This window comes from Gemmatimonadota bacterium (assembly GCA_040388625.1).
Classification (GTDB): domain Bacteria; phylum Gemmatimonadota; class Gemmatimonadetes; order Gemmatimonadales; family Gemmatimonadaceae; genus Fen-1247.
Genome location: JAZKBK010000001.1, coordinates 646016 through 668599 on the forward strand (window position 1 = coordinate 646016; position 22584 = coordinate 668599).

The window sequence follows — 22584 nt, forward strand, 5'->3', positions numbered from 1 at the left end:
GATCAGTTGAAGAAGTACCACCGCACCCCGTACACGTTCACCGGCCGCGGCATCAGATAACCCGGCACCTGGTCGTAAATCGCGCCCACCACATTTCGCCGCTGGAAGGACAGCACACCGCGCAAGATCCGGAGCTCCACCAGCACCGAGAACACCCGGCTCGACATCGCCAGCCTGTCCGTTCCGTCCGATTGAGGAAATGCCGCCGAGCTGCGGTAGTCCATTCCGGGCTGGATCAGGAACGAGAAATTCCGGTTCGGAAAGCGCGACAGCCACTCGGTGTAGTACCGGATGTCCGCGTGTGCCTCGGTCTGCGGCGTGTACGCGGCCACGTTCTGCCAGTGAGTAACGGTCGCGTCAGCGCTGAGGCCGCCGAAGATCGGCCCGTGCACGCCAGCAATGCTTCCGGTCTGCCGCCCGACCGCCCGCGCGACGAACGCCGTGTCCCACTGGGCCGACGGGACGAGCAACGCGGTGTCCCGCGTTACGACGCCGCCAGTAAGCCAAAGGCCGCCCGGCAGTACTCGCAGCCCCGCCTCGAAACGTCCGCTCCGTGAATCCGGCTGCCTTATAAAGCCGATCGCGGGAGTGCCGAACGCGGTGCGCTGGCCAACGTAGCCGAGCAGCGATATGAAGGGCAGCGGGGTGAGTCGCGCACCACCTTCCACGCGCGTCAATCCGGAATACTCGTCACGCTCGGCCATCGCACTCAGCGACAGGAAAGTGTGGGTGAGATCGAACGTCGCGCTGGGCGAGTTGTATCCCTTGCCGAGCCGCGTTCGGTAGCGCTCGATGAGTCTGAGACGCCCTCCGGCCGCGTCCATCCCGAGCGTCGCCACGTACTGCGTGGCGGACGCGAGCGAGTCGACGGTATCCGGCGCGAACCCGTACTGACGTGCAGTGGTCGAGTCGTAGTGCGGACTGTTCTCCTTGAGAATCTGCGTCGACGCGACGAGTTGGAGAAATGGTCCACTCCCTTCGCGGCCGATCGCGGCGCGAAGATACCCGATGGTGTTGGCAGAGCGATACCCCGGTAGATCCGGACCAAAACCGAAGCGCCCTGTAACCGTGCGTGTGTCGTTGCTGCGAATTGCGGTCGCATCGAGACTCCAGGAACGGTGCGCGATGCCGTATCGCACCATTCCACCGAAGTCCTGGCCGCCTCCGCCGTTACGAAGATCTGTAACGCCAAACTGCTGCAACGCGACCTGCAGACCAGCACCGTTGTAGAAGCGCTTGCCGTAGTACGCGCGATACAGATTGGTATTCAGATCACCCGTGAGCGCGTCGACGCGCGTGTAGGGTGTGGTCTGATCGTACTCCCACGTGCGCATGTCGATGCGCAATCCGTTGGCGCCGCGCGCGAGCGAAACTTTCTCCAGCGTCCAGAGTGGAACGGAATGCAGATCCGGCGCAACGCCGTTACGCGGTTCCAGGTCGTCGCGCTCGATGCCGTCGAGGAATACGCGCACGCGACTGAAGTCGCCGCCGAACGCAGTTGCCTGCGGTGCCGCGAGCCAGCCCGTGCGAAAGGTGGTGAATCCCGGGACGCGATCCAGCAGGTCACCGAGTGTGAGCGCACCTGTCGCGAAGAGCGCATCACGATCGTACGTGAACGCCTGCCCGATCTCGAGCGACGGCATTACATCGTCCCGGCCGAAGGGCGCCTGCACGCTATCGGCGTGCTGCGGCTTGGGTGGCGCATCTTCCGGGGCGTTGCGGACGGTGTCGCGTGGAAGCCCCTGTGCGTCAGCGCTGACCGCGGGGACAGCAGCCATCGTCGCGATGCACGCCGTTGCAATCAGCGCGCACCGCGCGAGGCGAATCGACATCAACGAGCGCAGCGCGCGCGCAGGAATTCGACGAACGTCCCGACCGGCACGCCCGTCGGTCCCTTGGGAATGAAGCCGAGGTCCGTTTCGGAATACGCGGTGCCCGCGACGTCGAGGTGAACCCAGGGATACTCTTCCGCAAATTCGCGCAGGAACGCGGCCGCGGTGATGGCCCCTCCCGGACGGCCGCCGGAGTTCTTGATATCGGCGACGTCGGACTTGATGAGATCGGTGTAGTCGTCCCAGAGCGGCAGCTGCCATCCACGCTCGCCGGACCGATCCGCAGCCACCAGCACTTCATCAACCAGCGATTGATTGGTGCCGAATACGCCGGTCGCGGTTTGACCGAGTGCGATGACGCATGCACCGGTGAGAGTTGCCGCGTCAATGACGGCGGACGGATTGAATCGCCGTACGTACGACAGAAGGTCGGCGAGCACGAGACGTCCTTCGGCGTCCGTGTTCACGATCTCGATGTACTTGCCGAGCTGACTGCGCACGACGTCGCCCGGATTCATCGCGGTGCCGGACGGCATGTTGGTCGTCGCACCGAAAACTCCGATGACGTTGATCGGGAGCTTCATGCGGCCGACGACTTCCATGGCGCCGATGACGCCGCCCGCGCCGCTCATGTCGAACTTCATCCACTCCATGCCGGCAGCGGGCTTGATCGATATGCCGCCGGAGTCGAAGCACAATCCCTTGCCGACGAGCACCACCGGAGCGTCGCCGTCCTTGCCGCCGCGATGCTCGATCGCGACGAGACGCGGCTCCTGTGGCGTTCCCTGCGCGACGGCGAGGAACGATCCCATCTTCTCCGCTTCCAGCCCGCGGCGATCCAGCTCCGTGTAGCGCATCCCGTGGCGAGTTGCGAGATCGCGCGCTGTCGCGGCGAGCAGATCCGGCGTGCAGATGTTACCTGGTGTCATGCCGAGGGTGCGCGCGAGCGATACGCCCGCGCCCATCGCGTTGCCGGCGTCGAGTGCGGATTGCGTTTCGGGGGTGACTGGGGCGAGAATCGTGGCCGATGCGACCGGTGCTTTTTTGTCTGCGTCTGGCGGCGGCGACTTCGTATCGAGATACTGCCACGCGCCGGCGTGAAGACCGGCGGCGATTGCTTCGATCTGCGCGGCTGAGAACGAGTCGCCAGTGATCGCCAAGGCTCCCGTCCCCAACCTGGCGGCGGCGCGTGCCGCGAGCGACGCTGCTCTGCGCAGTGCATGCACGGTTGCGGGTGAAGATCCAAGCCCGATCAGCGCAACGCGTCGAGGACCGGATGTCACACCGCTCAGAAAGAGAATCTCGTCGCGGGAGCCACGAAAATCGCGATTGCGAAGTGCTGCTGCGATCGCGCCGCCCATCGCGTTGTCGAGATTCGCCAGAGTAGCCGGCACTGCGGCGCCGGATGACAGTGCGATGAAGAGAACAGGAGCTTGCGAAGCAGCAGCGTCAGCGCCCGAGAGCGCGACGGCGAAAGGACTGGTCACTGTGATTGACTCTGTTTGACGTTATGCGCGCATGCCGTTGATGATCGCGTCTGCGAAGCCCGAGGTCGACACTTCCGTCGCGCCGGGCATCTGGCGTGCGAGATCGTATGTGACGGTGCGCGACTTGATTGCATTCTCCACTCCGCGCACGATGAGCGCGCCGGCCTCGCCCCAGCCCATGTGGTCCAGCATCATCACACCGGACAGGATCACGCTGCCGGGATTGATCTTGTTGAGTCCAGCGTATTTTGGTGCGGTCCCGTGGGTCGCTTCGAACACAGCAATTCCGTCACCGACATTGCCGCCGGGCGCGATGCCGAGTCCGCCGACCTGTGCTGCTGCTGCATCGGAGAGATAGTCTCCGTTCAGGTTAGGCGTGGCTATCACCGAATATTCAGCAGGCCGCAATAATAGCTGTTGGAACATGGAATCTGCGATGCGGTCTCCGACCACGACCTTTCCTGCGGCGTTCCCGCCCTTGAGATCCGCTTCCATGATGGTCTGGGCGCCGTACTTCTCCTTCGCCACTTCGTAGCCCCAGTCGCGGAATGCGCCTTCGGTGAACTTCATGATGTTGCCCTTGTGCACGAGCGTCACGGTTGGGCGCTTGTTTGCCACCGCGTAGGACAGCGCCATGTCGACCAGGCGTTGCGATCCGAACTTGCTCATCGGCTTGATGCCGATCGCGGAATTCTCGCGGATGTTGGCGCCAAACGAGTCGTGCAGAAAATCGCGCAGCTTGGTCGCCTCGGCGGATCCTGCCTTGTACTCGATTCCGGCGTAAACGTCTTCGGTGTTCTCGCGGAAGATCACCACGTTCACCTTCTCGGGCTCCTTGACTGGAGCGCCGACGCCCTCGAAGTAGCGGACCGGACGGATGCACGCGTAAAGGTCCAGCACCTGACGCAGCGTGACGTTGAGCGAGCGGATACCGCCGCCCACGGGAGTCGTCAGCGGGCCCTTGATCGAAACACGGAACTCGGCGAAGGCATCGACCGTTTCATCCGGTAGCCAGCTGTTGAACGCCTTGAAGGACTTCTCGCCGGCAAAGACCTCCATCCACGCAATCCGCCGCTCCCCACCGTACGCCTTCTCGACCGCTGCGTCGAAGACCCGCACGGAGGCAGCCCAGATGTCGGGGCCGGTGCCGTCGCCTTCGATGAACGGGATGATCGGGTTGTTCGGCACCTGGAGGGCGCCGCCGGCATAGCCGATTCGCTCGCCGCTCGAGGGAACCGTTGCGTGCTTGTACGTGGCCATTCTCGGTTTGGTTGTTCAGGGGGGTAAACCTGAGAAAGTTACCCCGGCGGCTACCGGCGGGCCAGCGGCGCCGCCTCGCCCGGCGCCCCTGAAAAACGGGAATGCCGATCTACGGCTTTTTCAGGAGATCGCGGTCCGGTGCAGATCCGGCCAGCCGGTTGACGCAAGCGGCCCTGGCGGTCGGCGTCGGGACTGCCCGATTCGCGGGGGGCGCGACGCCGCCGGCATCCATGCCCGTGGCGTCGGGCGCTGGCGCGACGACGGGCATGTTGCACGAGGCCGCGGGAGCCGGCTCGACCGCGACGACGGCTGGCGCACGCGGGGTCAGTTGCGCGAAGGCCGCCGAGTGCTGGGTAAGCGACTGCGTGGGTATTACCGATGAGACCCGCAGCCCCTGCGCCGGGAGCGCAAGAGGGGTCACCGCCATGATAAGTCCCGCAAGTCCCGCAATCGTCGTCTTCATCTTCGTTCCAACCTCCCCTATCCGGCCTGGACGATGGAACATGGCGCCCGATTCCGCGTGGCGCCAGCCCAGCGCGTGTCCTAGCTTGAAGCGCATGCGGACTGCCTGCTTCAGAATGTCACTCCGGGTCGCTCAATTCGCCGCGCTGACCCTGTGTGCGATGACGCCACGCATGACCGCCGCTCAGGGCACGTGGACCGGCGTCGGCGCGATCAACGGAACTGTGATGTACATGGACACGACCACCATCGTGCGCTCGGGCAACCTGCGCAAGGTGTGGGTGAGATCCATCGATTCATCTCCCAGGTCCTTTGTCGCGGGCAAGGACACGCTCGACTTCGACACCGTGGTAGGACTCAACGTGTTCGATTGCTCGAAGCACACGCGGACCGTTACCACCATAACGTATTTGCTGGGTAACGACATCATCTTCAACGTCCCCGAGACGCACGACAAGCCGGAGCAGTTGAAACCGCGAAGTTTTTTCGACGCGGTTTACAACGATCTCTGCGGGGTACGTCGGTAGAGGAGAGATTCGTCTCGTCGCCAGGTCGTCATCGCGGTGACGGCTGAGATGATGCGTTACGACCTACGCGGTGCTTTCTACGCCGTCGCGCGGAACGGCTCGAAGGGCGAGATACCGAGCCTCAGCTGCATGCTGTACGCGATGCGATGTGCCAGTTCCTTCATCAGCGACGCCGACGGTCCTGCGAATCGCGCATCGACCACGCGCTCCAGCGTTGCGACCCAGCGCGCGAAGTGATCGCCGGTGAGACCTGGCATTGCCATGTGCGGGCGGAACGCATTGCCGCTGTAGCTGCGCGTGCGGAACAACAGGGTGGACCAGAACGCAACGATCTTGGGCATGTGCACGGACATGTCGACTTCCGCGAAATATCTCGCAAGCAGCGGGTCGGATGCGATTATCGCGTAGAACGCCGTGAGGAGTTCGTTGAGATCGTCGTCGCGGACGTCGCGCCGGATCACGTTCACGTCACGCATCAGAGTGCGGCGGTGCCGCGTCCGCGTTGGTGTTCCCGTGCACCACGGTAAGCAGAAAGACGCAGCCGTCCCTGGACGATGCCGCATGCTCGACGCCGCCTGCGAAGACCAGGACGTCGCCCTTGACGAGATGATACTCGCCATCCATCGCGCGGAACGTTATCTCACCGTCCGTCACGTGAATCGTCACCGGATTGTCGGCGCTGTGTGGCGGGAGATCCCCGCCGGGAGGAAGCGCCATCAATACCAGGCGAAGCGGGCCTTCCTTTACGAGTGTCCGGGCAGTCCGGTCCCGCTGCGCGAGAAGCTCACGGTCGATTATGAGTTCATCCTGCGACAGGTGATGGACGAGAACCTCGCCTTCGATCGTTCTGTTCATCGACGACATGAATGCTCCGTGAAAGATGGCGCAGTCGCGCCGGTCTCTGTAATGAATGCCCGGGTGAATTGCTTGTCAATCACGGGTAACGCACTCGCGAACGAACTCTCGAGTCTCACCGGCGACGCGATCCCAGTTGTAGTGCGATTCCACGGCCGCGCGTCCCGCCGATCCCAGCTGCGAATGAAGCGCCGGATCTCGAAGAATGCTTCCGATCGCAGCCGTTGCCGCTCCAATGTCGGTGGGATCCACCACGAAGCCAGTCTCGCCGTCGCGAACGGCCGCACGTACGCCGCCCGAATCACCGCCGACGACGGGAATTCCGCTTGCGCCAGCCTCGACGAACGAAATTCCGAATCCTTCGACGTTTATCTCGTTGTCGAGGCGTGAAAGCCCGACGTAAACGGTGGACGTCGCATACGCGTCGGCGAGATCCTCGTCGTTCAGCTGTCCTGCGAAGTGAACCCGGTTGGCGATACGCAACGTTTCCGCGAGCGCGCGCAACCGCGGCTCGTCGTCGCCAGTTCCCACTATCACGTAGTGCAGCGTCGGAAATTCCGCCTGCAGCGCTGCGAGCGTCTCGATCGCGATGTCCTGTCCCTTGTGCGGAACGAGCCGCGCCACCGACAACATGATGGGGGCGCTACCCAGCTCCAGCTTCGCGCGCAGCTTGCCCGTCTCGCCCGACGGAGAAAAGCGCACAGGATCCGTCCCGAGATCGATCGCTGCGACGGGAGGCGGACTGGCGATTCCAATTTCGCCCATGATCTCGCGCGTGAGCGATGCGGACCACTCCGAATTGGCGATGATGCCAGCGGTGTCACTCAACAGGCGGTATGCACTTATGCGCTTGCTCCAGTGCGCCGCAGTCTTGCGTCGCTCGCGCAGCAGATCTCCGCCGTTCACGTATATCACATACGGCACCGCTGTCCGCTTGTGCGCCCACCAGACTGCGTAGCCGACGGGACGAATCTCCCCGCAGTGAATCACGTCCACGCCGCTGGTGCAGCGCCGCGCAAGCCAGCGACCCCAGCGTATCTCGTTGGCGAACAACTTTGCCGATGCGAATGGGAATTCCTGCCGGTCGATACGGTACGGTTCCAGCGCATCCAGCGGCGCGGAATCATCACACGCGACCGTGGATACATCCATGGGCTCGCCATAACGACGAACCAGCTCTGCGTGGCGCCGCGACATTCCGCCGCCGACTGGCGGGAAGTTCTGCGTTACGAAAACATTGCTGAGCGGTTCCGTCATCCAGCGGTGCGTTGCCGGGACGCGAGATCGGAGCGCTGCATCGCGTCACGGTCGGATGGCAGCTCGCTCAGGCGCAGAACCGCGGGCAATACATCTTCCACATCCAGCCGGGAGATCGTTTCTCCGCTCCAGAATACCACCTCGCCCGCAATGTCCCACGGCGCGTACTGCCAGCAGTCGCCTCGCAGCAATACAACTGCTGGCTTGTTGAACGCACTTGCCGCGTGCGAGATGCTGGTGTCAGGGGTGAATACAAGGTCGCTGGTCGCAACCAGCGCCAGCGCGTCGCGCAGCTCGGGCGTTTTTGTCGCCTCCCCTCTCACGGCCGCGGCGACGGTCTTAACGCTCTCCCATTCGCTAGGAAGGCCGATCACGACGATCGGCATGTCGGGATGCGCCGTACGGGCGGCGCGAAGTGCCGTCACGAAGCGATCGTCCGGCCACCGCCGCTTCTGCTCGGATGCAGACAGATTCACCAGCAGACGCGGCTCGCGCGAGTCAGTGCGCACGCGGTCAAGTCCCGGCTGCGCCTCCGCGCGCCTCCACGTGGCTTCAGCGTTATTCATCTCCTCGCCCGAGAGAAACAGCTGCGGGCGCCAGTTGAATCGACCCACGTCAACGCCGAACGGTTCTGCGAGCGCGCGCGAGCCGTCGATATAGTGTTCGTGATTGTCGTACGGCCGCACGCGAACGTTGTAGACCAGATCGTTGTTTCCGCCACCAACGCCGACTCGATACTTCGCACGCGCGGCGAGCATGAGCAGCGGCGTCGAAGTGAACGTCCTGGGATTGTTGATGCGGCCGTCCACGATGACGTCGTAACGCTCGGCGGCGAGCTCACGCGCGAGCCTGCGATAGCTGCCCCAGCTTTTCCGATCCAGCGTGAAGATCCGGCGGACGTAGGGATTGCGATCGAGTACGGTGGACGTGTTGGGCGCCGCTACCACGTCGAGGGTAACAAGAGGCGACGATTGAGCCAGGGCTCGAATCATCCCCGTCGCCATGATCATGTCACCGATACGCTCATACCTCAAAAAAAGAACCTTGAGCGGGCGCGCTTTTACGTCCGGAAGCGTGGTCTCGCGCTGTCCGGGGAGCATTCGAGCTATGCCGCGCATCCACGCAAGACGCCACGCGCGCTCGACGCCTCTCAACTGCATCTACTGCACTCCTGTGGCCTCAATCGACCCTCTGCTGACGCATCGACGGTGCCATGGACGCGCACTGCGACTCGGGGACACTGGGCCAGCGACTACAACCGAACATGGTATGAGTGATAGCGTACTTATGCCCAGAGCGAGACTCGAACTCGCACGATCATCGCTGATCGGGGGATTTTGAGTCCCCTGCGTCTACCGATTCCGCCATCCGGGCCGACCGGCAAATTTACCCGTTTCACCAGTAGCGTACAACCGACAGTGAAGACTCGAGGCAACCCCAACTGGCGAAGATCGCCACCTCGGCAGCGCGTCAGGGCTGAGGATCCTGCCACGAAACGTGCAATCGGGCCGACAACCCGCCTCCCGGCTTCACCGGACCTCCGAATAGCTGTTCCTTGCTCACTCCGTCCGGCGCTCGGCCCACGAACCTGAGCGCGCGCATCGACTGAACCTCTGTTGCAATGAAGGGCCGGCTGTCCGGCGCGGGTGTGCTGTACCGTTGCGTCGATGCAATCGTATCCGGAAGCGCGATTCTCGGCAGCACTTCGCGGTACGTCGTTCTCACCTCCAGACGGCCATAACCGGGCGCGACGTTGCCCGGGTGGGTAAGTCGCACCACCGCGCTCCGCACGACGAATGTGAGACTGTCCAGCGTCACGGTGCCCTCGACGTCGGGCGCCGTGATCGTCGCCAGCGGACGGAAGTTGATGTCGTAGTCACCTGATTCGGCAACGCCGTAGTCGAAGCAGTGTGTCGCCAGAAAAGTGCTGTCCGCGAAGTCCAGCGTCGATGGCAATCGCATGCGCTCCCACGCACCGCGCGGATCGGTACGGTCCGTGAAGATCGTACTCCCGCGACCATACGGCATCAGCGCATCGCTCCGATAGGCGAGCGTGTCGAGCACCGAGCGCGCGGAATCGGGTGAGCCAACGGGCGTGCTCGTCTGGACGTCCTCGACGGTGTACTCGAACGGATATGACCGTCTGAGCAGCAGCTCACGGTCCGCGTTCTGGCGTACGTCAGCCATGAACTCGCCGAGAATTGGAGTGGCGGCGCTGTCGACGCCGGGACTGGTGCAGGTTTGCGGTGCGCGGACATTGACATCGGTCAGCCTGATCGTCACCGCCTTCATCACTACGACGAGCGTGGCTGGAGGTGGGCGCTCCGAAATATCAACAACCGTATCGTGGGCCGCAAAGCCGAGCTGCCGGATGCGAACGTGATATCGTCCGGCGACGATCTTGAACGAGAAATGGCCGGCGTCGTCTGCAAAATGCCGGGCGTGCGCTTCCACCAGCTCGACGCTGCTGTACGGCGCCGGCGAAGCGGAATCCTGACGCACGACCGTGCCGCGGAAGATGATCGTCGCCGGAGCCGGCGCGGGATGTGCGCGCGTGCGCTGCGCGAGCAAGGGACTTGCTGTAGCGCACAACGCGGCGCACGCGCCAAGCACAGCGGCGAGGGATCTGCGGGCGCAGTCCGAACCGGGACGTACGAACGTCACGCATCCACCGTCACTGCACTAGAATGACCCGCTGTAGCAAGCCCGGCGTGGTTCCGATGGTTCCGCCGGGGTCGTTGGCGATGGTGAAGTGTCCGGTTATCACCCCATTGGGTGTGCCGGAGAGCGGTGGATAGTCGATCACTGCAGCGCCTATCGTTACGACCTTGTAGCAGACGCTGGTCCCGGTCGTCTGGCCGGAACAGGGGCTGCCATCCGTCGCGGGCTTGTCCGTCGGATACGTTGCTCCGGGATCGGTAGTGGGATCATCGTACAGCGCGAATTTCATCGTGCACGGCGTGTTGTTGGTGCAGAACGTCCTTACTCCCTGCCGTGTCTGGCCGACGATGTTACCGGTCTGGACGTCGATGTTGTCACCTGCACCGATCGCATAGGCTTCACTGCAGTTGGCCGCAAGCTCGTTGCCATACGTGTTCCCGCCACGATCGCCGGGTTGCAATCCGATGATGTTGAAGCTTCCGGGCGTGTTGGCAGTGTTGGGGCACGTAACGTGACCGGTCGATCCATCCTTGAGACAGAAGACCAGCTGCGACGCATTGTTGTGCAGCGTGTTGTAATCGATTCCGTCCAGGATGCGCAGAGGATTCCGGGCAACGCCGCCGCGGAAAGGATCGAGTGCGGCCAGAAGCAGCGAATAGTCGACTGCGAGCGGCTTGATGCAGTTTGTCTTATCCACGGTCGGCGCGACCCACGCCGCAGCCACGGCGCCGACATTTCCGTTGGTTGCGTTGAGAACGCCGGCGAAAAGATAGCTCGTCGGATCGCTGCCGGTCACCTGCACTGCATTGTCGGTCGAAACGCACGGAAGCGCGTGCGGCGAGCCCGCGTGCCACGTGTTCGGTGTCGTGCCATTGACCGGAAGGCCATCCCACACGCCGCACATTACTTCGCCGACAACGAGCGACGCATTACGCGTCAGTATCCGGTTCCTGTTTCCCGCCGCAACCGCGGAGTCCGCTACTTGATTCGTAGTCACCGAAAGGTGCAGCGCACCTGAAAGCGCCGCCGCATCCGATGCCGTCTGAAGCTCGTTCTTCTGTACGTACAACCGACTCAGCTCTATCACGAACGCAAGCATGATCACGAGCGTGGCCACCGCGAATGCGGCCAGAACCATGATCGCTCCTCTTCTGTTCTTCAACGTCGGCATGAGGCCTCCGATGCGGCCCGCGAATTCGAACCGCTACTGGACAAGGACGAGTCACACGAGCGTTCCATACTTGGTTCCGATCGCGCCCTCGTCGATCGCGCGAATGAAATGTCCGGTGATCTCGGACCCCTTGTTACTCACCTGATCGAGTGAGAAGCCAGAGATCATTCGTATTGTGACGGGATATTTGCCACTCGATTTTGCGCCAACAAGATCAAACAGCGGCACCTTGACGACCACGCCAACAGATCCGTCCACGTTCCTGCACGTGTAAGTCGGAGGGTTACCGCTGCACATTCCGGGCTGGTTGCACAGGATGCAGACGTTGGAGCGCGTCGGACCGGCTATGTTTCCCGTCTCCGTGTCGATGATGTCGCCCGGTCCGAGCACGACAGGATAACACGTGTTGATGTACGTGCCGTATGCATTCGCACCGTTCCCGAAGTCCATAGCGCCGAAGTTGCCGCCGGACGGAGATGGGGGCGCGCCCTGCTTCAGCGTGACCGTCAATTGCGATGCGGGAAGCGTCGCCAGCTGCACCAGGTCCGCCGCCGTGAGATCCCTGTCTGGCGCCGCCGACGGATTGAGCCGCTTCGTGAGCTCCGAGTAGAACATCCCCCACGGCTTCACGCAATTCGTGCTCGTGACCTGCGGCGCCGCCCAGGCAACGGCGATCGTGTGAACCTGTTGCGCCGCGGCCCCCAATACGGACTGGAACAGATAGCTGGTCGGGTCGCTCCCCGATACCTGGGCCGCGTTATCCGCCGCAGTACAGGGCAACGTGTGCGGCGATCCGGCACCCCAGCCATTCGTCGTTCCATCCCACACGCCGCACTGGACGCTCGATGCGGGGAAGGTCGTTGCACGTCCGAGCACAAGATTTCGAACGCCCGCAGCGCTCGCGACGGCGGCGACTTGCGACGGGTCTATCAGCAGTTGAATCGCGGACGCGTGCGCAGCAGCATCGGTCCCGGTCTGCAGCTCGTTCTTCTGGATCAGCATGCGGCTGACGTCGATGACGAATGCAAGCATGATGACGAGCACCACCATCGTGAACGCGGCAAGTACAAGTATCGCCCCCTTCCTGTTTTTCAGTCCGGGCATGGGTCTCTCATGGAAGCGTCGACGACGTCACTTCGCGAAAAGTTTCATCACGTTCATTGCAACGGGTCCCAATATCACTATGAAGATCGACGGGAAGATGAACAGCCCGAGCGGCAACAACATCTTCACAGGCAGCGTGGCGGCCTTCTTTTCGGCAGCCTGCCGGCGCAGTCGGCGCAGAGTCTCCGAGTAGACGCGCAATACGCGTCCGCTGCTCGTTCCCCATTTCTCACCCTGTATTATGTGCGACACGAGTGTCCTGATCTCGTGCACCCCTGTCCGCGTCCACAATCCGCGCAGTGCGTCCTCGCGCGACATGCCAGCGTTGGTCTTGCGGTTCACTATCACGAGCTCGCCGGCGAGCTCCGGATGAACGCTGCCGAGCTCTCTTGCGACACGCAGTATCGCCGCATCCAGGCTTATTCCGGCCTCGATGCACACGACCAGCAGGTCCAGTGTATCCGGCAGCGATCGGCGGATGGTCTCCTGTCTCAGGCGCACCGCGCGTACCAGGTACCACACAGGAAGCAGCGCAGCGACTATCGCTGCTGCGGCGACGTACATCACCACGCGCGCGAACGTCTGCTTGGGCGCCAGCAGCAGCACCAGCACGGGGATGCCAACGAGCAACGCTACCCTGATCGCCGCATATGTGAGCGGCGCGGTCGCGGAGTCGTAGCCAGCCTGCACGAGCGCCGTGTCGGTCTTCGCATTGTTGGTCCACGCCTCGGGAACGAACTCGGCCAGCACGCGTGTGAACGATCGCTTCGCGCTCTGCGCACCGGCTCCGAACAGCCTGCCATACGACCCGCTCTGCGTCTGCACCGCTGTGCGATCGACGATGCTGCGCCGTGACCGCTCGAGCAGATAGACATATGTCGCAGCACCGAGCGAGGCAATGCTGAGAAAGACGAGCGCCGCGAGTGCCAGTGGGGTTGTCATTTCCGATAGCTCCGCGTCATGTGTCTATCCGTGCCATCTTCATCATTATCATGTACCCGATGATGCAGGACAGCACGCCGCCAGCCAGCATATAGTGACCGGCCGTGCTCGATCTGAACGGCGCCACGAAGGTCGGGTTAAGCGCGCCGAGCATGAGAAAGATCACAACCGGCAGCAGCGAGAGAAATCGTCCCGACAACTTGGGCTCGGACGCCAGCGTCTCGATCTGTCCGCGCAGTGCGACCCGGTCGCGCATCAGCGTGCCGAGATTGCCCAGAAGCTCGGTCAGGTTGCCGCCGGTCTCGCGCTGGATGAGTACGGCGGTGACGAACATCTTGAGATTGAGGCTGTCGATACGCTCGTGCATCGCCACCAGCGCGGTTCGAACGTCGATTCCGAGTCGTTGCTCGTCGTAGAAACGGCCGAACTCGGTGCCGAGCGGCGCTCCGAGCTCCTCGCTGATGAACTTTGCAGCCGCCTGAAACGAATAGCCGGCCTTCATTGCGTTCGACATCATGTCGAGCGCCTCCGGAAGCTGGGCATCGAACGCGGCGATTCGTCTGCGTTGTGCGTAGCCGAGCCATACCCATGGAATGAAACCGGCGACGACGGCGAGAATAACGGATATCAGGAAGCCCGCCCTTGCACCAAGCGCGAGACCAACTACCGCGAGCAGCGCCGAGAAAAGCAGGAAGACGCCAGGCTTCTGCGCCGAGCCGGCGCGCTGCAGGCGTGCGTGGATCACGTCCGTCACATCGCGACCCTTCAGGAGACGATCGAGAAACGGCACCTCGCTCACCGCGTCGTCCTTCAGAATCGTCTGAGGACCGTTGATGAGCGTCTCGCCATGAAGCCGCGAACGTACTGCATCTGCCTCGGCCAACGCGCGTCTGTTCGCGAACAGGTAGGCGCCGACGATCACTCCGAGCGTCGCGAGGAATACACCAGCGAGGATGATGAGCTGCATCGCCGTCAGTGGTCGGAGAAGATGGTCGGACCGAACTCAACACCCGCGAGGCGGAGACGCTCGGTGAACGCCGGCCGGATTCCGGTCGGCTCGAATTCGCCCAGGACCGTTCCGTCGGCGGCAATTCCGCGGCGCCGGAATCTGTAGATCTCCTGCACCGAAATCACCGCCTCCTCCATCCCCGTCACCTCGACGATGCTCGTGATCCGGCGAGTGCCGTCGGACAGGCGTGATATCTGAATGATCACGTCCAGTGCCGACGAGATCTGCTCTCGCATCGCTCGGTTCGGGAGATTCGTTCCGGCCATCAGGATCATCGTCTCGAGACGGGCGAGTGCGTCGCGCGGACTGTTGGCGTGAATCGTGGTCAGCGATCCCTCGTGACCGGTGTTCATCGCCTGCAGCATGTCCAGCGCCTCGCCGGATCGCACCTCGCCGACGATTATTCTGTCAGGCCGCATGCGCAGCGCATTCTTGACCAGATCACGCGCGACCACCTCGCCCTGCCCTTCCGCGTTGGGCGGTCGGGTCTCGAGCCGAACCACGTGGTGCTGCTGCAACCTCAGCTCGGCTGCGTCCTCGATCGTGATTATCCGATGGTCCTCCTGGATGTACGATGTCAGAGCATTGAGCAGCGTCGTCTTGCCGGCGCCAGTACCGCCCGAGATCAGAATGTTGAGCCGCGCGTTCACACAGCCGGCGAGCAGCTCCATCATCCCTTCGCTCATTGCGCCGTTGGCGAGCAGGTTCTCGATCGCGAGATCGGCGCCGAAGCGGCGAATCGACAACACCGGACCGTCGAGCGCGAGCGGCGGAATTATGGCATTCACGCGCGACCCATCGGGCAGGCGCGCATCCACCATCGGTGACGACTCATCCACGCGACGTCCCACCCGACTGACGATGCGGTCGATGATCGCGGTGAGATGCGCATCATTTCTGAATGACGTGGCGACCCTCGTCAACTTGCCCCGCCGCTCGACGAAGATCATCTTCGAGCCGTTCACCAGAATGTCGCTGATCGACGGATCGCGGAACAGCGGCTCGATCGGTCCGAGTCCGATCACCTCGTAGATGATCTGCTCGATGATCTCGTCACGCTGGCTCTGACTGAGTGGAGTGGGTTCATCGCGTAGAAGATCCAGAACCGCGCGCCGGATCTCCGCCGATATGACGCGCTCGTCCTTGATCTTCTCCAGCGCGTCGAGATCGAGCCGCTCGATGAGCCTGCGATGCAGATCGCTCTTGAGCTGATCGACCGTGCCGAGCGTTTCTTCCTCGATGCGGTGCGTGTACATGCCGGATGCAGCTGCCGCCGGCGCCGGCTTCGTCGACGCAGGCGTCGGGAACACCGGCGAGGCAATCGTCACCGTTGGCGCGGCTGTTGGCGCGCCACCGTTTCCGTTGGCGTCAGGCGATGAAGCGCGCCCCATCAAACGACTCTTAAGTGACACTTGGAGACCTCCCGGTGAGTCCGAACAGACTGCGCAGACGTGAACGCTCCGGCGCCGCCGCAGCTGCGGGACGCACGGGATCGCGCGGCGCGACGGCGCCGCGCAGCTTGGCCGCGAGCTGCCCGTAGCTTCGCGCCAGCTTGGATCCCGCCGCCTCCTGCGACACCGATATTCCCTTGTTCAGCGAGGCGACCGACGTTCGATAATCATTCGGCAGATTCCAGAAGAGCTCGTGTTTCAGTGATTCCGCAACCATCGGCAGCGTGAACACATCACCCGACTGGAACCGGTTGAGCACCACACATGACTTTGTCTCGGCGTAGCCAAGCCTGCGAAACAGCGAGAGCGTACGTTGTGTGCTGCGCAGCGATGGGACGTTGGGCTGGGTGACGAGAGCGATGCGATCTGCTGCGTCGAGGATCGCCAGCGTTCGCTCGCTCATGTGATGCTCGCAATCGATCACCGTGACATCGAAGTTGGCGCGAAGTTGATCCACCACGACGCCGACTGTGGCAGCGTCGAACGCGTCGTCCATCATTGGGTCTTCGCTCGATGGGAGGACCGATACGCCCATCGGGCCCTGAGTCATGAGCGAATTCAGCAAAGCGCCATCGATTCCGTCCAGCTTGTCCACCAGGTCGCTGATGTCGTACGCAGGCTGCAGGTTGAGGAAGACGCGCACGTCGCCGCCGGTGAATACACAGTCGGCCAGCGCGACCTTCGCGCGCGTATCGTTCGCCGCGAATGCCTGCGCCATGTTCACCGCGATGCTGGTGGTGCCGAGTCCGCCCTTGGCGCTGTATACGGCTATCACCTGGCCGCTGTGATCGGTGGCGCCACCCCGTATTATCAGCCGCTCGACCGCGGCCGCGAGATCCTGCTGAGTCGGTGGAAAGACGAGAAACTCGTGTACCCCCGCCCGCATAGCGCGCAGAATGAGATCCGGATCGGCAGTTGGCGCCGTGCCGATCACGGAGAGGTTCGCGCGCCCTCTTATCTCTCGCTCCAGCATCGCGAGCTGACTCTGCTCGATGCTGTGCAGCGGCACTATCAGCAGGTCAAACGGCTCCGCGCGCAACCGTCCAAGCGCCTGGTCCAGTCGCGGCGATGGAACGATCGTCGTAAAGCCGAAACGGCTGAGCGCGTCCGCGACCATGTCGGGCGAGCCAGCGGAATCCGCGACGACGATTGCGCGACGCTGCGTCATCTAGCGAGGCTCCGGTTTCGCGACAGGCGGAAGCCGATTCTGTATCGCGCCGCGCGCCGGAAGCGCCGTGTCCGGAATGATCGGCAACGTGTCCACTGGCCGCGTATGCATCGGATCTATCACCACCGGAGTGACGACTACCAGCAGCTCCGTCTCGTCGTTCTGCCACTGCGTGCTCGAGAAGAGCTGGCCGAGGATCGGAATGTCCTGCAGAAACGGGATTCCGGTCTTCACGAGATTGCGCGAATTGTTGAACAGTCCGGAGATGATCAGGCTCTCGTCTCTCCGGACATCGACCGTGGTACTCACACGTCTCGTCTGGAATGCCGGAATGCGGAAGCCAGACAATGTGATTGCGTTGTTGTTGTCGATGCTCGAGACTTCCGGCGCGAGCGACAGCTTGATGAGACTGTCGTTCAGAATCTCCGGCACGAACTTGAGCTTGACGCCGAATTCCTTGAACATGATCGTGACCGTGTTGGTGCCGCCGGCGGTCTGGCTTCCCTGCACGATCGGGATCGGAACCTCGCCGCCAGCGAGAAACGTCGCTGTATCGCGATTCCCGGCGAGGACGTCCGGCTCCGCAAGCGTCCGCGAAAGACCCTTCTGTTCGTTCGCATCCAGCAGCGCGAGCAGTCGCTTGGTGTTGAAGTCGGTCAGCACGGTCAGGAATCCGGTGGTTCCGGGAAGGGTGATCGATCCGTCCGCGTTGAACGGGTTGTCCGTATTGAACGTGCCGGTTCCTATGCGCTCGTGGCCCTGGGCGTCTCGGTATCGCGCAGATACGCCGATCGTTCTAAGCAAGGTGCGATTCACCTCGGCGAACCGTATGTAGACCGCCACCTGTTGCCGATCCGAAGGAGACCGCACGGACACGCGCAGGTGCTGCCGTGTCCCGTTGGCAAGCCACAGGACAGCGTCCGTCTCACCGATTGCCTTCGCGTTTATCACGAATTCACGACCGCTTACAACGATGAGATCTGCGATGTCCGGCGAGGCGACCGACGCCTTTGTGAGCGCGACCGGCGTAGTCACCGGCAGCGATCTTCCCACCGAAAGTTCGATCATCGAAATCGGGTCGGCGCGTCCCTGCGTCTCGGGTCCGTAAACGGCTACACTCTGCGCGAGCGCGCTGCCTGCAGTCATGAAGGTGAACACGCCCGCGGTAGCGAGCGCTGCTGCCGTGTGCCGAAAGTTCGTAAGGGACAAGAATTCCTCGCTGAATGAAGAAAGAGCGCGTGCGACGTTGCTGCGAACGGTCCGGCATTCCACCATCTCCTGCGTCACGGCGATTTCGGAACGCCACCGGTACCTGGCTTCTCGAACGTCTGCTTCGTCGGCTTGTCGGCGCGATACACGCTCACTGTTACCGAATCCGGGGGTGCGGGCTTGGCCATCACGACCGCTACTGGCACCGGTTTCGGAGGTGCGACAATCCGCCGGCGAGCCTCACGATGCGCCTCCGCAGGCTTGACGGCTGGCGCTCCGCGTAGCAGGGCAAGCACGTCGCTGGATGTCGCTCCGGCAGTGCGAACCGTATCGGGATCGCCATAACCGCGCAGCACCAGTTGTATGCTCCCCTTGTTCATCGCAACGGCGAGCTGCTCGGCTTCCTGCGGCGTTACGCCAAGTGTGACAGTCGTCGCATTGTTGGGCTTGCCATCGGCGTCACGCTGCACTTCCGTCCCTACGGACAGAACCCGCATGTTTTCCATGAACAGCTTTGCCATCTGTGTATCGCGGTTGTTCGCATCCTCGGCCAGAGTCACGAGAACGTCGACGCGACTGTTCGGTTGAAGCAGGCCGCTTATGCCTGCGACATCGTTGATGCGCACCGCCATCGCGCGCGTCCCCGGCGCGATCTTCTGCTCGAGCCCAGCGCCTGCGCCGGCCGGCGCGAGCCGTCCCGGCACTATCGCCTCGCCGTTGAAGATGGCAATGCGCGTAACGCGCCCGACCGCCGAGTCGACCGACGAGAATGCTCCGACAGGAACGGTCGCGATCGGCCAGTTGCGCGTGGTGAGCGCGAGCCGGTCGAGCGACACTCCTTCCGGGAGATCCTTCGTCGCGATAACTACAGGCTGAGTCGGAACTCGCGTCTGGTCGCGCAGCGATCCCAGCATGCGGTAGGCGCCGAACGTCGCGATAGCCGCGACAACGAGAGCGCCATAGAGAACCATCGTGTACCGTCGTTCAGCCATCGGTCCAACCTCAGCGTGTAGGCGTTACGGAACTGCGATTCGCGTGTGTTGGTGTTCCCAACATATCAACCGGTACTTCGCTCGAGGCGAAACGTCGCCTGCCGAGTGATGTTTATGTTGGCGCCAAGGAGTGATGCGAGCGGCGTGATCGTCGGCCAAGGGTAGTTGGTGACCTTGACTATCACGCTGCCTGGCACCGTTGCGACATCGATGGAGATCTCGGCGTCCGTGATTGGCGGACTGCCGAACGGCGTGAACGCAGCTTCGACGCGCGCCTTGACGACTGCCTGACTTGCAACCGGGTCGGCCAGTACCGCTGCCTCTCTCGCACCCTCGCGAACGGCACTCGCCATGCTGTTGGCCGTGAACAACAGGCGCCCGAAGTCGATCACGCCCCACACGAGCAACAGAAAGATCGGAAGCACGATGGCCATCTCGACCATTGCGGCACCGTCATCTCGGCGAAAGAGTCTGGGCAGACGCATGCGGTCCTCGGTTACGCCAGGGGTAACAAGGCGGCGGCCATCGCACCAAAGGCGAGTGCTACGCCATAAGGAATCGCGCGGCGCGATTTCACATCGACAGTGTGATTCATGATTTTGCGTGGATTAGCTATTGCCAGTGCGGCAGTAGCGGCGGTTCCGGTGACACCGTACGCGAACAGCATCCACACCAACGCCAGAACTCCACCTGCCATGGCGCCAATGAGTGCGCCATCCAGGGTCCGCGCCGGACCGAGCCACGCACCCGCAGCCGCGAACAGCTTGACGTCGCCAGCTCCCAACCACCGAACCATGTAGAGCGGGAGCCACAGCGCCAGGCCAAAGAGCAGTCCGCCGACACTGATGATCAACGCGTGGGCTGGCTTTGCTGATGCTGCTGCCGAATAGGCCATACCACTCGCAGCGAGAAGCCCCGCTACACTGTTTGGAATCCGTCGGTGTTGAAAGTCGGATACACAGGCGCACAGCAGAAGCGTCGCAAATATCGCGAAGCCGACAACCGAAATTGTTGAACCTGCGAACAAAGATGCTTTCATGCGTTACCGGACTCCGAGACAGAGATGTAGCCTTCCCTGCGCACCGACAGCGCGTCAACGCCCTCGTCGCTCCGCAGCCATCGCGCTACAGGCCCGCGCTCGCGCTTGCGAAGGCTGCTTGCACTTGCCCGCCGAGTGTGGTGATGATTGCGAAACACACACCCGCGATCAGCGCCACCATTATTCCGTACTCGACCATCGTCGCGGCGCTGTCATCGCTGACGAAACCCCGGACAGCTCGAGTGATTGAGCTCATTACGATGTCTCCCGGCTGAGGAAGCAGGCTACTCCGCGAAGCGTGGTCTGGCGGTTGACATGCCCATGCATGACTGCGCGGTATGCCAACCTGCAGACTAGCCCGCGCTCTACAGAGCGGTGCTGACGGTGGTAAACGCGGCGAGGATCTGCGTCCCGAGTGTGGTCACAATACCGACGCAAACCGCGGCGATAAGTGCGACCATCATCCCATATTCTACCATCGTTGCTCCCTCGTCCCCGCAGACGAAAGCGCGTGCAGCTTGCATGATCCTGTTCACTGTGAGATCCCCCATTTAAGGAATTGAACGAATTCATAGGACGGGGTTGGCAGCTGACCAGCCAGCGTGTCGCTGATTGGTCTGCCCGCCACCATCGAGCCTTCGTCTACAGTGCAGTGCTTACCGTAGTGAACGCGGTTCTGATCTGGGTGCCAAGCGTCGTTACAATTCCAACGCATACCGCCGCGATAAGCGCAACCATCATCCCGTACTCGACCATCGTTGCGCCATCTTCGTCCGTCAGAAACGAACGGAAACTGCCGGTGAGCTTCTTCATCGAGATCTCTCCTAACAAAATGGAAGGTGTGTGCGCTCCGGTAATCCGACGACCAAAGCGCCCCCGTAACAGACGTTGGTTGCCGGTTGGGCCAGAGGTGTGCCATTTCTCACTCGTGGATGCAACTGTTTACAACTGCGCCTTCGGACGACGGCCCAAACGCTGCCATTTGATCGAATCAAATCCTTAAGCGTTGGTGATTTGCACTACGTATGGATAGGTCTCCAATCCGAAGGAGGTATCGATGCCGCGCGCCGATACTGCGCACGCCTCAGGGAATCTGCGCAGCGTGACTGTGGCTTCCTTGCATCATGTGGTGCGGCACCACCACGCGCGTGCGCACGTGCCGATGAGCGAACGGCGCGATCGGTTGCCTAGCACCTATTGGTAGGCGCGAGCGACGGTCGGTAGATGTATTGGCCCCAATGCACCGACGCGCGTGCGATACGCAGCGTATTCCGGAAACACTGCCGTCAGAACATCCTCTTCATATCTGATACGCGCCCATGTCATCGCGAACCAGATCACCATGAGGATCGCGACCTGGATCGTCGGGTGTTGAATCGTGATACCCGCGTAGCTCAGCGTGTATGCCAGGTAAAGTGGGTGTCGCGCGATCGCATACGGTCCCCGCGTAACCAGCCCACGCGCCGCCGGCTCGAGACTGATCGAGGACCGGAGATACCACAGTCCCCACGCAGACATGCACGCACCGCTGAAGACGAGAATGTTGCCCGTCGGCACGGCCCAATGTGCGATCGTCGGAAACGTACGCGTGACCGGCGTCAGCCACGACGGCTCCCGTGATGCCGCAAATGCCAGAAACAGTGGCACCGCGAACGTCCCGCCGTACGCCGCGATCCGCGGACCGAGCCCGCGCACGGAAGCGCGTGCACGTCGCCGGCCGAGGAACGCAAGTCCGGCCGCCACCTCGTACGCGAATACCGGTATCAGCGCCAACGACACCGCCGGAGCGATTCGAACATCCCACGCGGCAAGCGCGAGGAATGCAAGAAATCCCACGATGTCGGACCAGTGTCGGCCGGCCGCGTTCGCCGACGCTTCGTCGTGGACCACCACCCGGGTAGCTGGCGCCGCGCTCGCTGTCGCAGCGGGGGGCGTTACGGGAGTCGAATTGCGCATCGTTTTCCTGAAGGAGCCTGTAGCATCACTTCGTGAGCGCGCGGTCTCGCATCAACGCTTGTTGCCTTGCGTGTTGCTCGAGGCTGCCGAGTGGCAACGCGGCGATGGACCGAAGAAGAATGTAACGTGCTGGAAAGCGGAATGCGATGCGGTTCCAGCGCCTATTCGGGCAGTCTTTCCATTGTACTTGCGCCCTCCATCA

Annotated in this window: 24 protein-coding genes and 1 tRNA gene; 1 reads left to right on the forward strand and 24 read right to left on the reverse strand. The window is 62.5% G+C overall.

Going from position 1 to position 22584, the window contains the following annotated elements:
- Positions 1 to 2 precede the first annotated feature (2 nt).
- The 4 genes from V4529_03050 to V4529_03065 form a co-directional block, all read right to left on the reverse strand.
- A complete protein-coding gene (locus tag V4529_03050; protein ID MES2357300.1) occupies positions 3 to 1832 on the reverse strand; it encodes a Plug domain-containing protein in 1830 nt (609 codons plus the stop codon).
- Positions 1832 to 3319 (reverse strand): leucyl aminopeptidase, encoded by a 1488-nt coding sequence (locus tag V4529_03055; protein MES2357301.1) that lies wholly within the window; start codon positions 3317 to 3319, stop codon positions 1832 to 1834. The genes V4529_03050 and V4529_03055 overlap by 1 nt, the downstream gene beginning before the upstream one ends.
- 21 nt (positions 3320 to 3340) lie before the next feature.
- Positions 3341 to 4579, reverse strand: a complete 1239-nt coding sequence (gene icd, locus V4529_03060) for an isocitrate dehydrogenase (NADP(+)) (protein MES2357302.1) — start codon at positions 4577 to 4579, stop codon at positions 3341 to 3343.
- Between the two features lie 109 nt (positions 4580 to 4688).
- Positions 4689 to 5138 carry a hypothetical protein gene (locus tag V4529_03065; protein MES2357303.1) on the reverse strand — a complete coding sequence of 150 codons (450 nt, stop codon included), beginning with the start codon at positions 5136 to 5138 and terminating at the stop codon, positions 4689 to 4691.
- Positions 5139 to 5214: 76 nt separating this feature from the next.
- On the opposite strand from V4529_03065, the gene V4529_03070 reads away from it, so the two are divergent.
- Positions 5215 to 5568, forward strand: coding sequence for a surface-adhesin E family protein (locus V4529_03070; GenBank protein ID MES2357304.1), 354 nt, complete (start codon positions 5215 to 5217; stop codon positions 5566 to 5568).
- Positions 5569 to 5645: 77 nt separating this feature from the next.
- Here V4529_03070 and V4529_03075 read toward each other — a convergent pair whose 3' ends face one another.
- The 20 genes from V4529_03075 to V4529_03170 form a co-directional block, all read right to left on the reverse strand.
- Positions 5646 to 6044 (reverse strand): group III truncated hemoglobin, encoded by a 399-nt coding sequence (locus tag V4529_03075; protein MES2357305.1) that lies wholly within the window; start codon positions 6042 to 6044, stop codon positions 5646 to 5648.
- Complete coding sequence (locus V4529_03080) at positions 6037 to 6432, reverse strand: cupin domain-containing protein (GenBank protein ID MES2357306.1); 396 nt, start codon at positions 6430 to 6432, stop codon at positions 6037 to 6039. Before V4529_03080 ends, V4529_03075 begins: the two co-directional genes overlap by 8 nt.
- Positions 6433 to 6498: 66 nt before the next feature.
- Positions 6499 to 7680 carry a glycosyltransferase family 4 protein gene (locus tag V4529_03085; GenBank protein MES2357307.1) on the reverse strand — a complete coding sequence of 394 codons (1182 nt, stop codon included), beginning with the start codon at positions 7678 to 7680 and terminating at the stop codon, positions 6499 to 6501.
- Complete coding sequence (locus V4529_03090; GenBank protein MES2357308.1) at positions 7677 to 8840, reverse strand: glycosyltransferase family 9 protein; 1164 nt, start codon at positions 8838 to 8840, stop codon at positions 7677 to 7679. The genes V4529_03085 and V4529_03090 overlap by 4 nt, the downstream gene beginning before the upstream one ends.
- A gap of 128 nt (positions 8841 to 8968) precedes the next feature.
- Positions 8969 to 9054 (reverse strand) — tRNA-Leu (locus V4529_03095).
- A 96-nt stretch (positions 9055 to 9150) separates the two neighbouring features.
- Positions 9151 to 10251: a hypothetical protein gene (locus V4529_03100; protein ID MES2357309.1), complete on the reverse strand. Its 1101-nt coding sequence runs from the start codon at positions 10249 to 10251 to the stop codon at positions 9151 to 9153.
- A gap of 103 nt (positions 10252 to 10354) precedes the next feature.
- Complete coding sequence (locus tag V4529_03105; protein ID MES2357310.1) at positions 10355 to 11512, reverse strand: TadE/TadG family type IV pilus assembly protein; 1158 nt, start codon at positions 11510 to 11512, stop codon at positions 10355 to 10357.
- 51 nt (positions 11513 to 11563) lie between these two features.
- Complete coding sequence (locus tag V4529_03110; protein ID MES2357311.1) at positions 11564 to 12616, reverse strand: pilus assembly protein TadG-related protein; 1053 nt, start codon at positions 12614 to 12616, stop codon at positions 11564 to 11566.
- Positions 12617 to 12643: 27 nt separating this feature from the next.
- Positions 12644 to 13558, reverse strand: coding sequence for a type II secretion system F family protein (locus V4529_03115; GenBank protein ID MES2357312.1), 915 nt, complete (start codon positions 13556 to 13558; stop codon positions 12644 to 12646).
- A gap of 16 nt (positions 13559 to 13574) precedes the next feature.
- A complete protein-coding gene (locus V4529_03120; GenBank protein MES2357313.1) occupies positions 13575 to 14525 on the reverse strand; it encodes a type II secretion system F family protein in 951 nt (316 codons plus the stop codon).
- Positions 14526 to 14530: 5 nt separating this feature from the next.
- Entirely contained in the window at positions 14531 to 15958 is a 1428-nt protein-coding gene (locus V4529_03125) for a CpaF family protein (protein MES2357314.1), read from the reverse strand.
- 10 nt (positions 15959 to 15968) lie between these two features.
- Positions 15969 to 17186, reverse strand: a complete 1218-nt coding sequence (locus V4529_03130) for an AAA family ATPase (GenBank protein ID MES2357315.1) — start codon at positions 17184 to 17186, stop codon at positions 15969 to 15971.
- Positions 17187 to 18395 carry a pilus assembly protein N-terminal domain-containing protein gene (locus tag V4529_03135; GenBank protein MES2357316.1) on the reverse strand — a complete coding sequence of 403 codons (1209 nt, stop codon included), beginning with the start codon at positions 18393 to 18395 and terminating at the stop codon, positions 17187 to 17189.
- A gap of 74 nt (positions 18396 to 18469) precedes the next feature.
- A complete protein-coding gene (gene cpaB / locus V4529_03140) occupies positions 18470 to 19387 on the reverse strand; it encodes a Flp pilus assembly protein CpaB (protein ID MES2357317.1) in 918 nt (305 codons plus the stop codon).
- A 65-nt stretch (positions 19388 to 19452) separates the two neighbouring features.
- Complete coding sequence (locus V4529_03145; protein MES2357318.1) at positions 19453 to 19872, reverse strand: TadE family protein; 420 nt, start codon at positions 19870 to 19872, stop codon at positions 19453 to 19455.
- Between the two features lie 11 nt (positions 19873 to 19883).
- Positions 19884 to 20426 (reverse strand): prepilin peptidase, encoded by a 543-nt coding sequence (locus V4529_03150; protein ID MES2357319.1) that lies wholly within the window; start codon positions 20424 to 20426, stop codon positions 19884 to 19886.
- Between the two features lie 85 nt (positions 20427 to 20511).
- Complete coding sequence (locus V4529_03155; GenBank protein MES2357320.1) at positions 20512 to 20682, reverse strand: Flp family type IVb pilin; 171 nt, start codon at positions 20680 to 20682, stop codon at positions 20512 to 20514.
- 109 nt (positions 20683 to 20791) lie between these two features.
- Positions 20792 to 20950 carry a Flp family type IVb pilin gene (locus V4529_03160; GenBank protein MES2357321.1) on the reverse strand — a complete coding sequence of 53 codons (159 nt, stop codon included), beginning with the start codon at positions 20948 to 20950 and terminating at the stop codon, positions 20792 to 20794.
- Positions 20951 to 21068: 118 nt separating this feature from the next.
- Positions 21069 to 21239 (reverse strand): Flp family type IVb pilin, encoded by a 171-nt coding sequence (locus V4529_03165; protein ID MES2357322.1) that lies wholly within the window; start codon positions 21237 to 21239, stop codon positions 21069 to 21071.
- Between the two features lie 381 nt (positions 21240 to 21620).
- Positions 21621 to 22382 (reverse strand): methyltransferase, encoded by a 762-nt coding sequence (locus V4529_03170; GenBank protein ID MES2357323.1) that lies wholly within the window; start codon positions 22380 to 22382, stop codon positions 21621 to 21623.
- Between the last annotated feature and the right edge of the window lie 202 nt (positions 22383 to 22584).

Bases quoted from the DNA above. Each gene is read 5' to 3' on its own strand.
- V4529_03115 (MES2357312.1), bottom strand. From the start codon at position 13,558: ATGACAACCCCACTGGCACTCGCGGCGCTCGTCTTTCTCAGCATTGCC.
- V4529_03125 (MES2357314.1), bottom strand. From the start codon at position 15,958: ATGGGGCGCGCTTCATCGCCTGACGCCAACGGAAACGGTGGCGCGCCA.
- V4529_03130 (MES2357315.1), bottom strand. From the start codon at position 17,186: ATGACGCAGCGTCGCGCAATCGTCGTCGCGGATTCCGCTGGCTCGCCC.
- V4529_03085 (MES2357307.1), bottom strand. From the start codon at position 7,680: ATGACGGAACCGCTCAGCAATGTTTTCGTAACGCAGAACTTCCCGCCA.
- V4529_03070 (MES2357304.1), top strand. From the start codon at position 5,215: ATGACCGCCGCTCAGGGCACGTGGACCGGCGTCGGCGCGATCAACGGA.
- V4529_03075 (MES2357305.1), bottom strand. From the start codon at position 6,044: ATGCGTGACGTGAACGTGATCCGGCGCGACGTCCGCGACGACGATCTC.
- V4529_03090 (MES2357308.1), bottom strand. From the start codon at position 8,840: ATGCAGTTGAGAGGCGTCGAGCGCGCGTGGCGTCTTGCGTGGATGCGC.
- V4529_03160 (MES2357321.1), bottom strand. From the start codon at position 20,950: ATGCAAGCTGCACGCGCTTTCGTCTGCGGGGACGAGGGAGCAACGATG.
- V4529_03050 (MES2357300.1), bottom strand. From the start codon at position 1,832: ATGTCGATTCGCCTCGCGCGGTGCGCGCTGATTGCAACGGCGTGCATC.
- V4529_03170 (MES2357323.1), bottom strand. From the start codon at position 22,382: ATGCGCAATTCGACTCCCGTAACGCCCCCCGCTGCGACAGCGAGCGCG.
- V4529_03080 (MES2357306.1), bottom strand. From the start codon at position 6,432: ATGTCGTCGATGAACAGAACGATCGAAGGCGAGGTTCTCGTCCATCAC.
- V4529_03145 (MES2357318.1), bottom strand. From the start codon at position 19,872: ATGCGTCTGCCCAGACTCTTTCGCCGAGATGACGGTGCCGCAATGGTC.
- V4529_03065 (MES2357303.1), bottom strand. From the start codon at position 5,138: ATGCGCTTCAAGCTAGGACACGCGCTGGGCTGGCGCCACGCGGAATCG.
- V4529_03110 (MES2357311.1), bottom strand. From the start codon at position 12,616: ATGCCCGGACTGAAAAACAGGAAGGGGGCGATACTTGTACTTGCCGCG.
- V4529_03155 (MES2357320.1), bottom strand. From the start codon at position 20,682: ATGAGCTCAATCACTCGAGCTGTCCGGGGTTTCGTCAGCGATGACAGC.
- icd (MES2357302.1), bottom strand. From the start codon at position 4,579: ATGGCCACGTACAAGCACGCAACGGTTCCCTCGAGCGGCGAGCGAATC.
- V4529_03165 (MES2357322.1), bottom strand. From the start codon at position 21,239: ATGAAGAAGCTCACCGGCAGTTTCCGTTCGTTTCTGACGGACGAAGAT.
- cpaB (MES2357317.1), bottom strand. From the start codon at position 19,387: ATGGCTGAACGACGGTACACGATGGTTCTCTATGGCGCTCTCGTTGTC.
- V4529_03105 (MES2357310.1), bottom strand. From the start codon at position 11,512: ATGCCGACGTTGAAGAACAGAAGAGGAGCGATCATGGTTCTGGCCGCA.
- V4529_03120 (MES2357313.1), bottom strand. From the start codon at position 14,525: ATGCAGCTCATCATCCTCGCTGGTGTATTCCTCGCGACGCTCGGAGTG.
- V4529_03150 (MES2357319.1), bottom strand. From the start codon at position 20,426: ATGAAAGCATCTTTGTTCGCAGGTTCAACAATTTCGGTTGTCGGCTTC.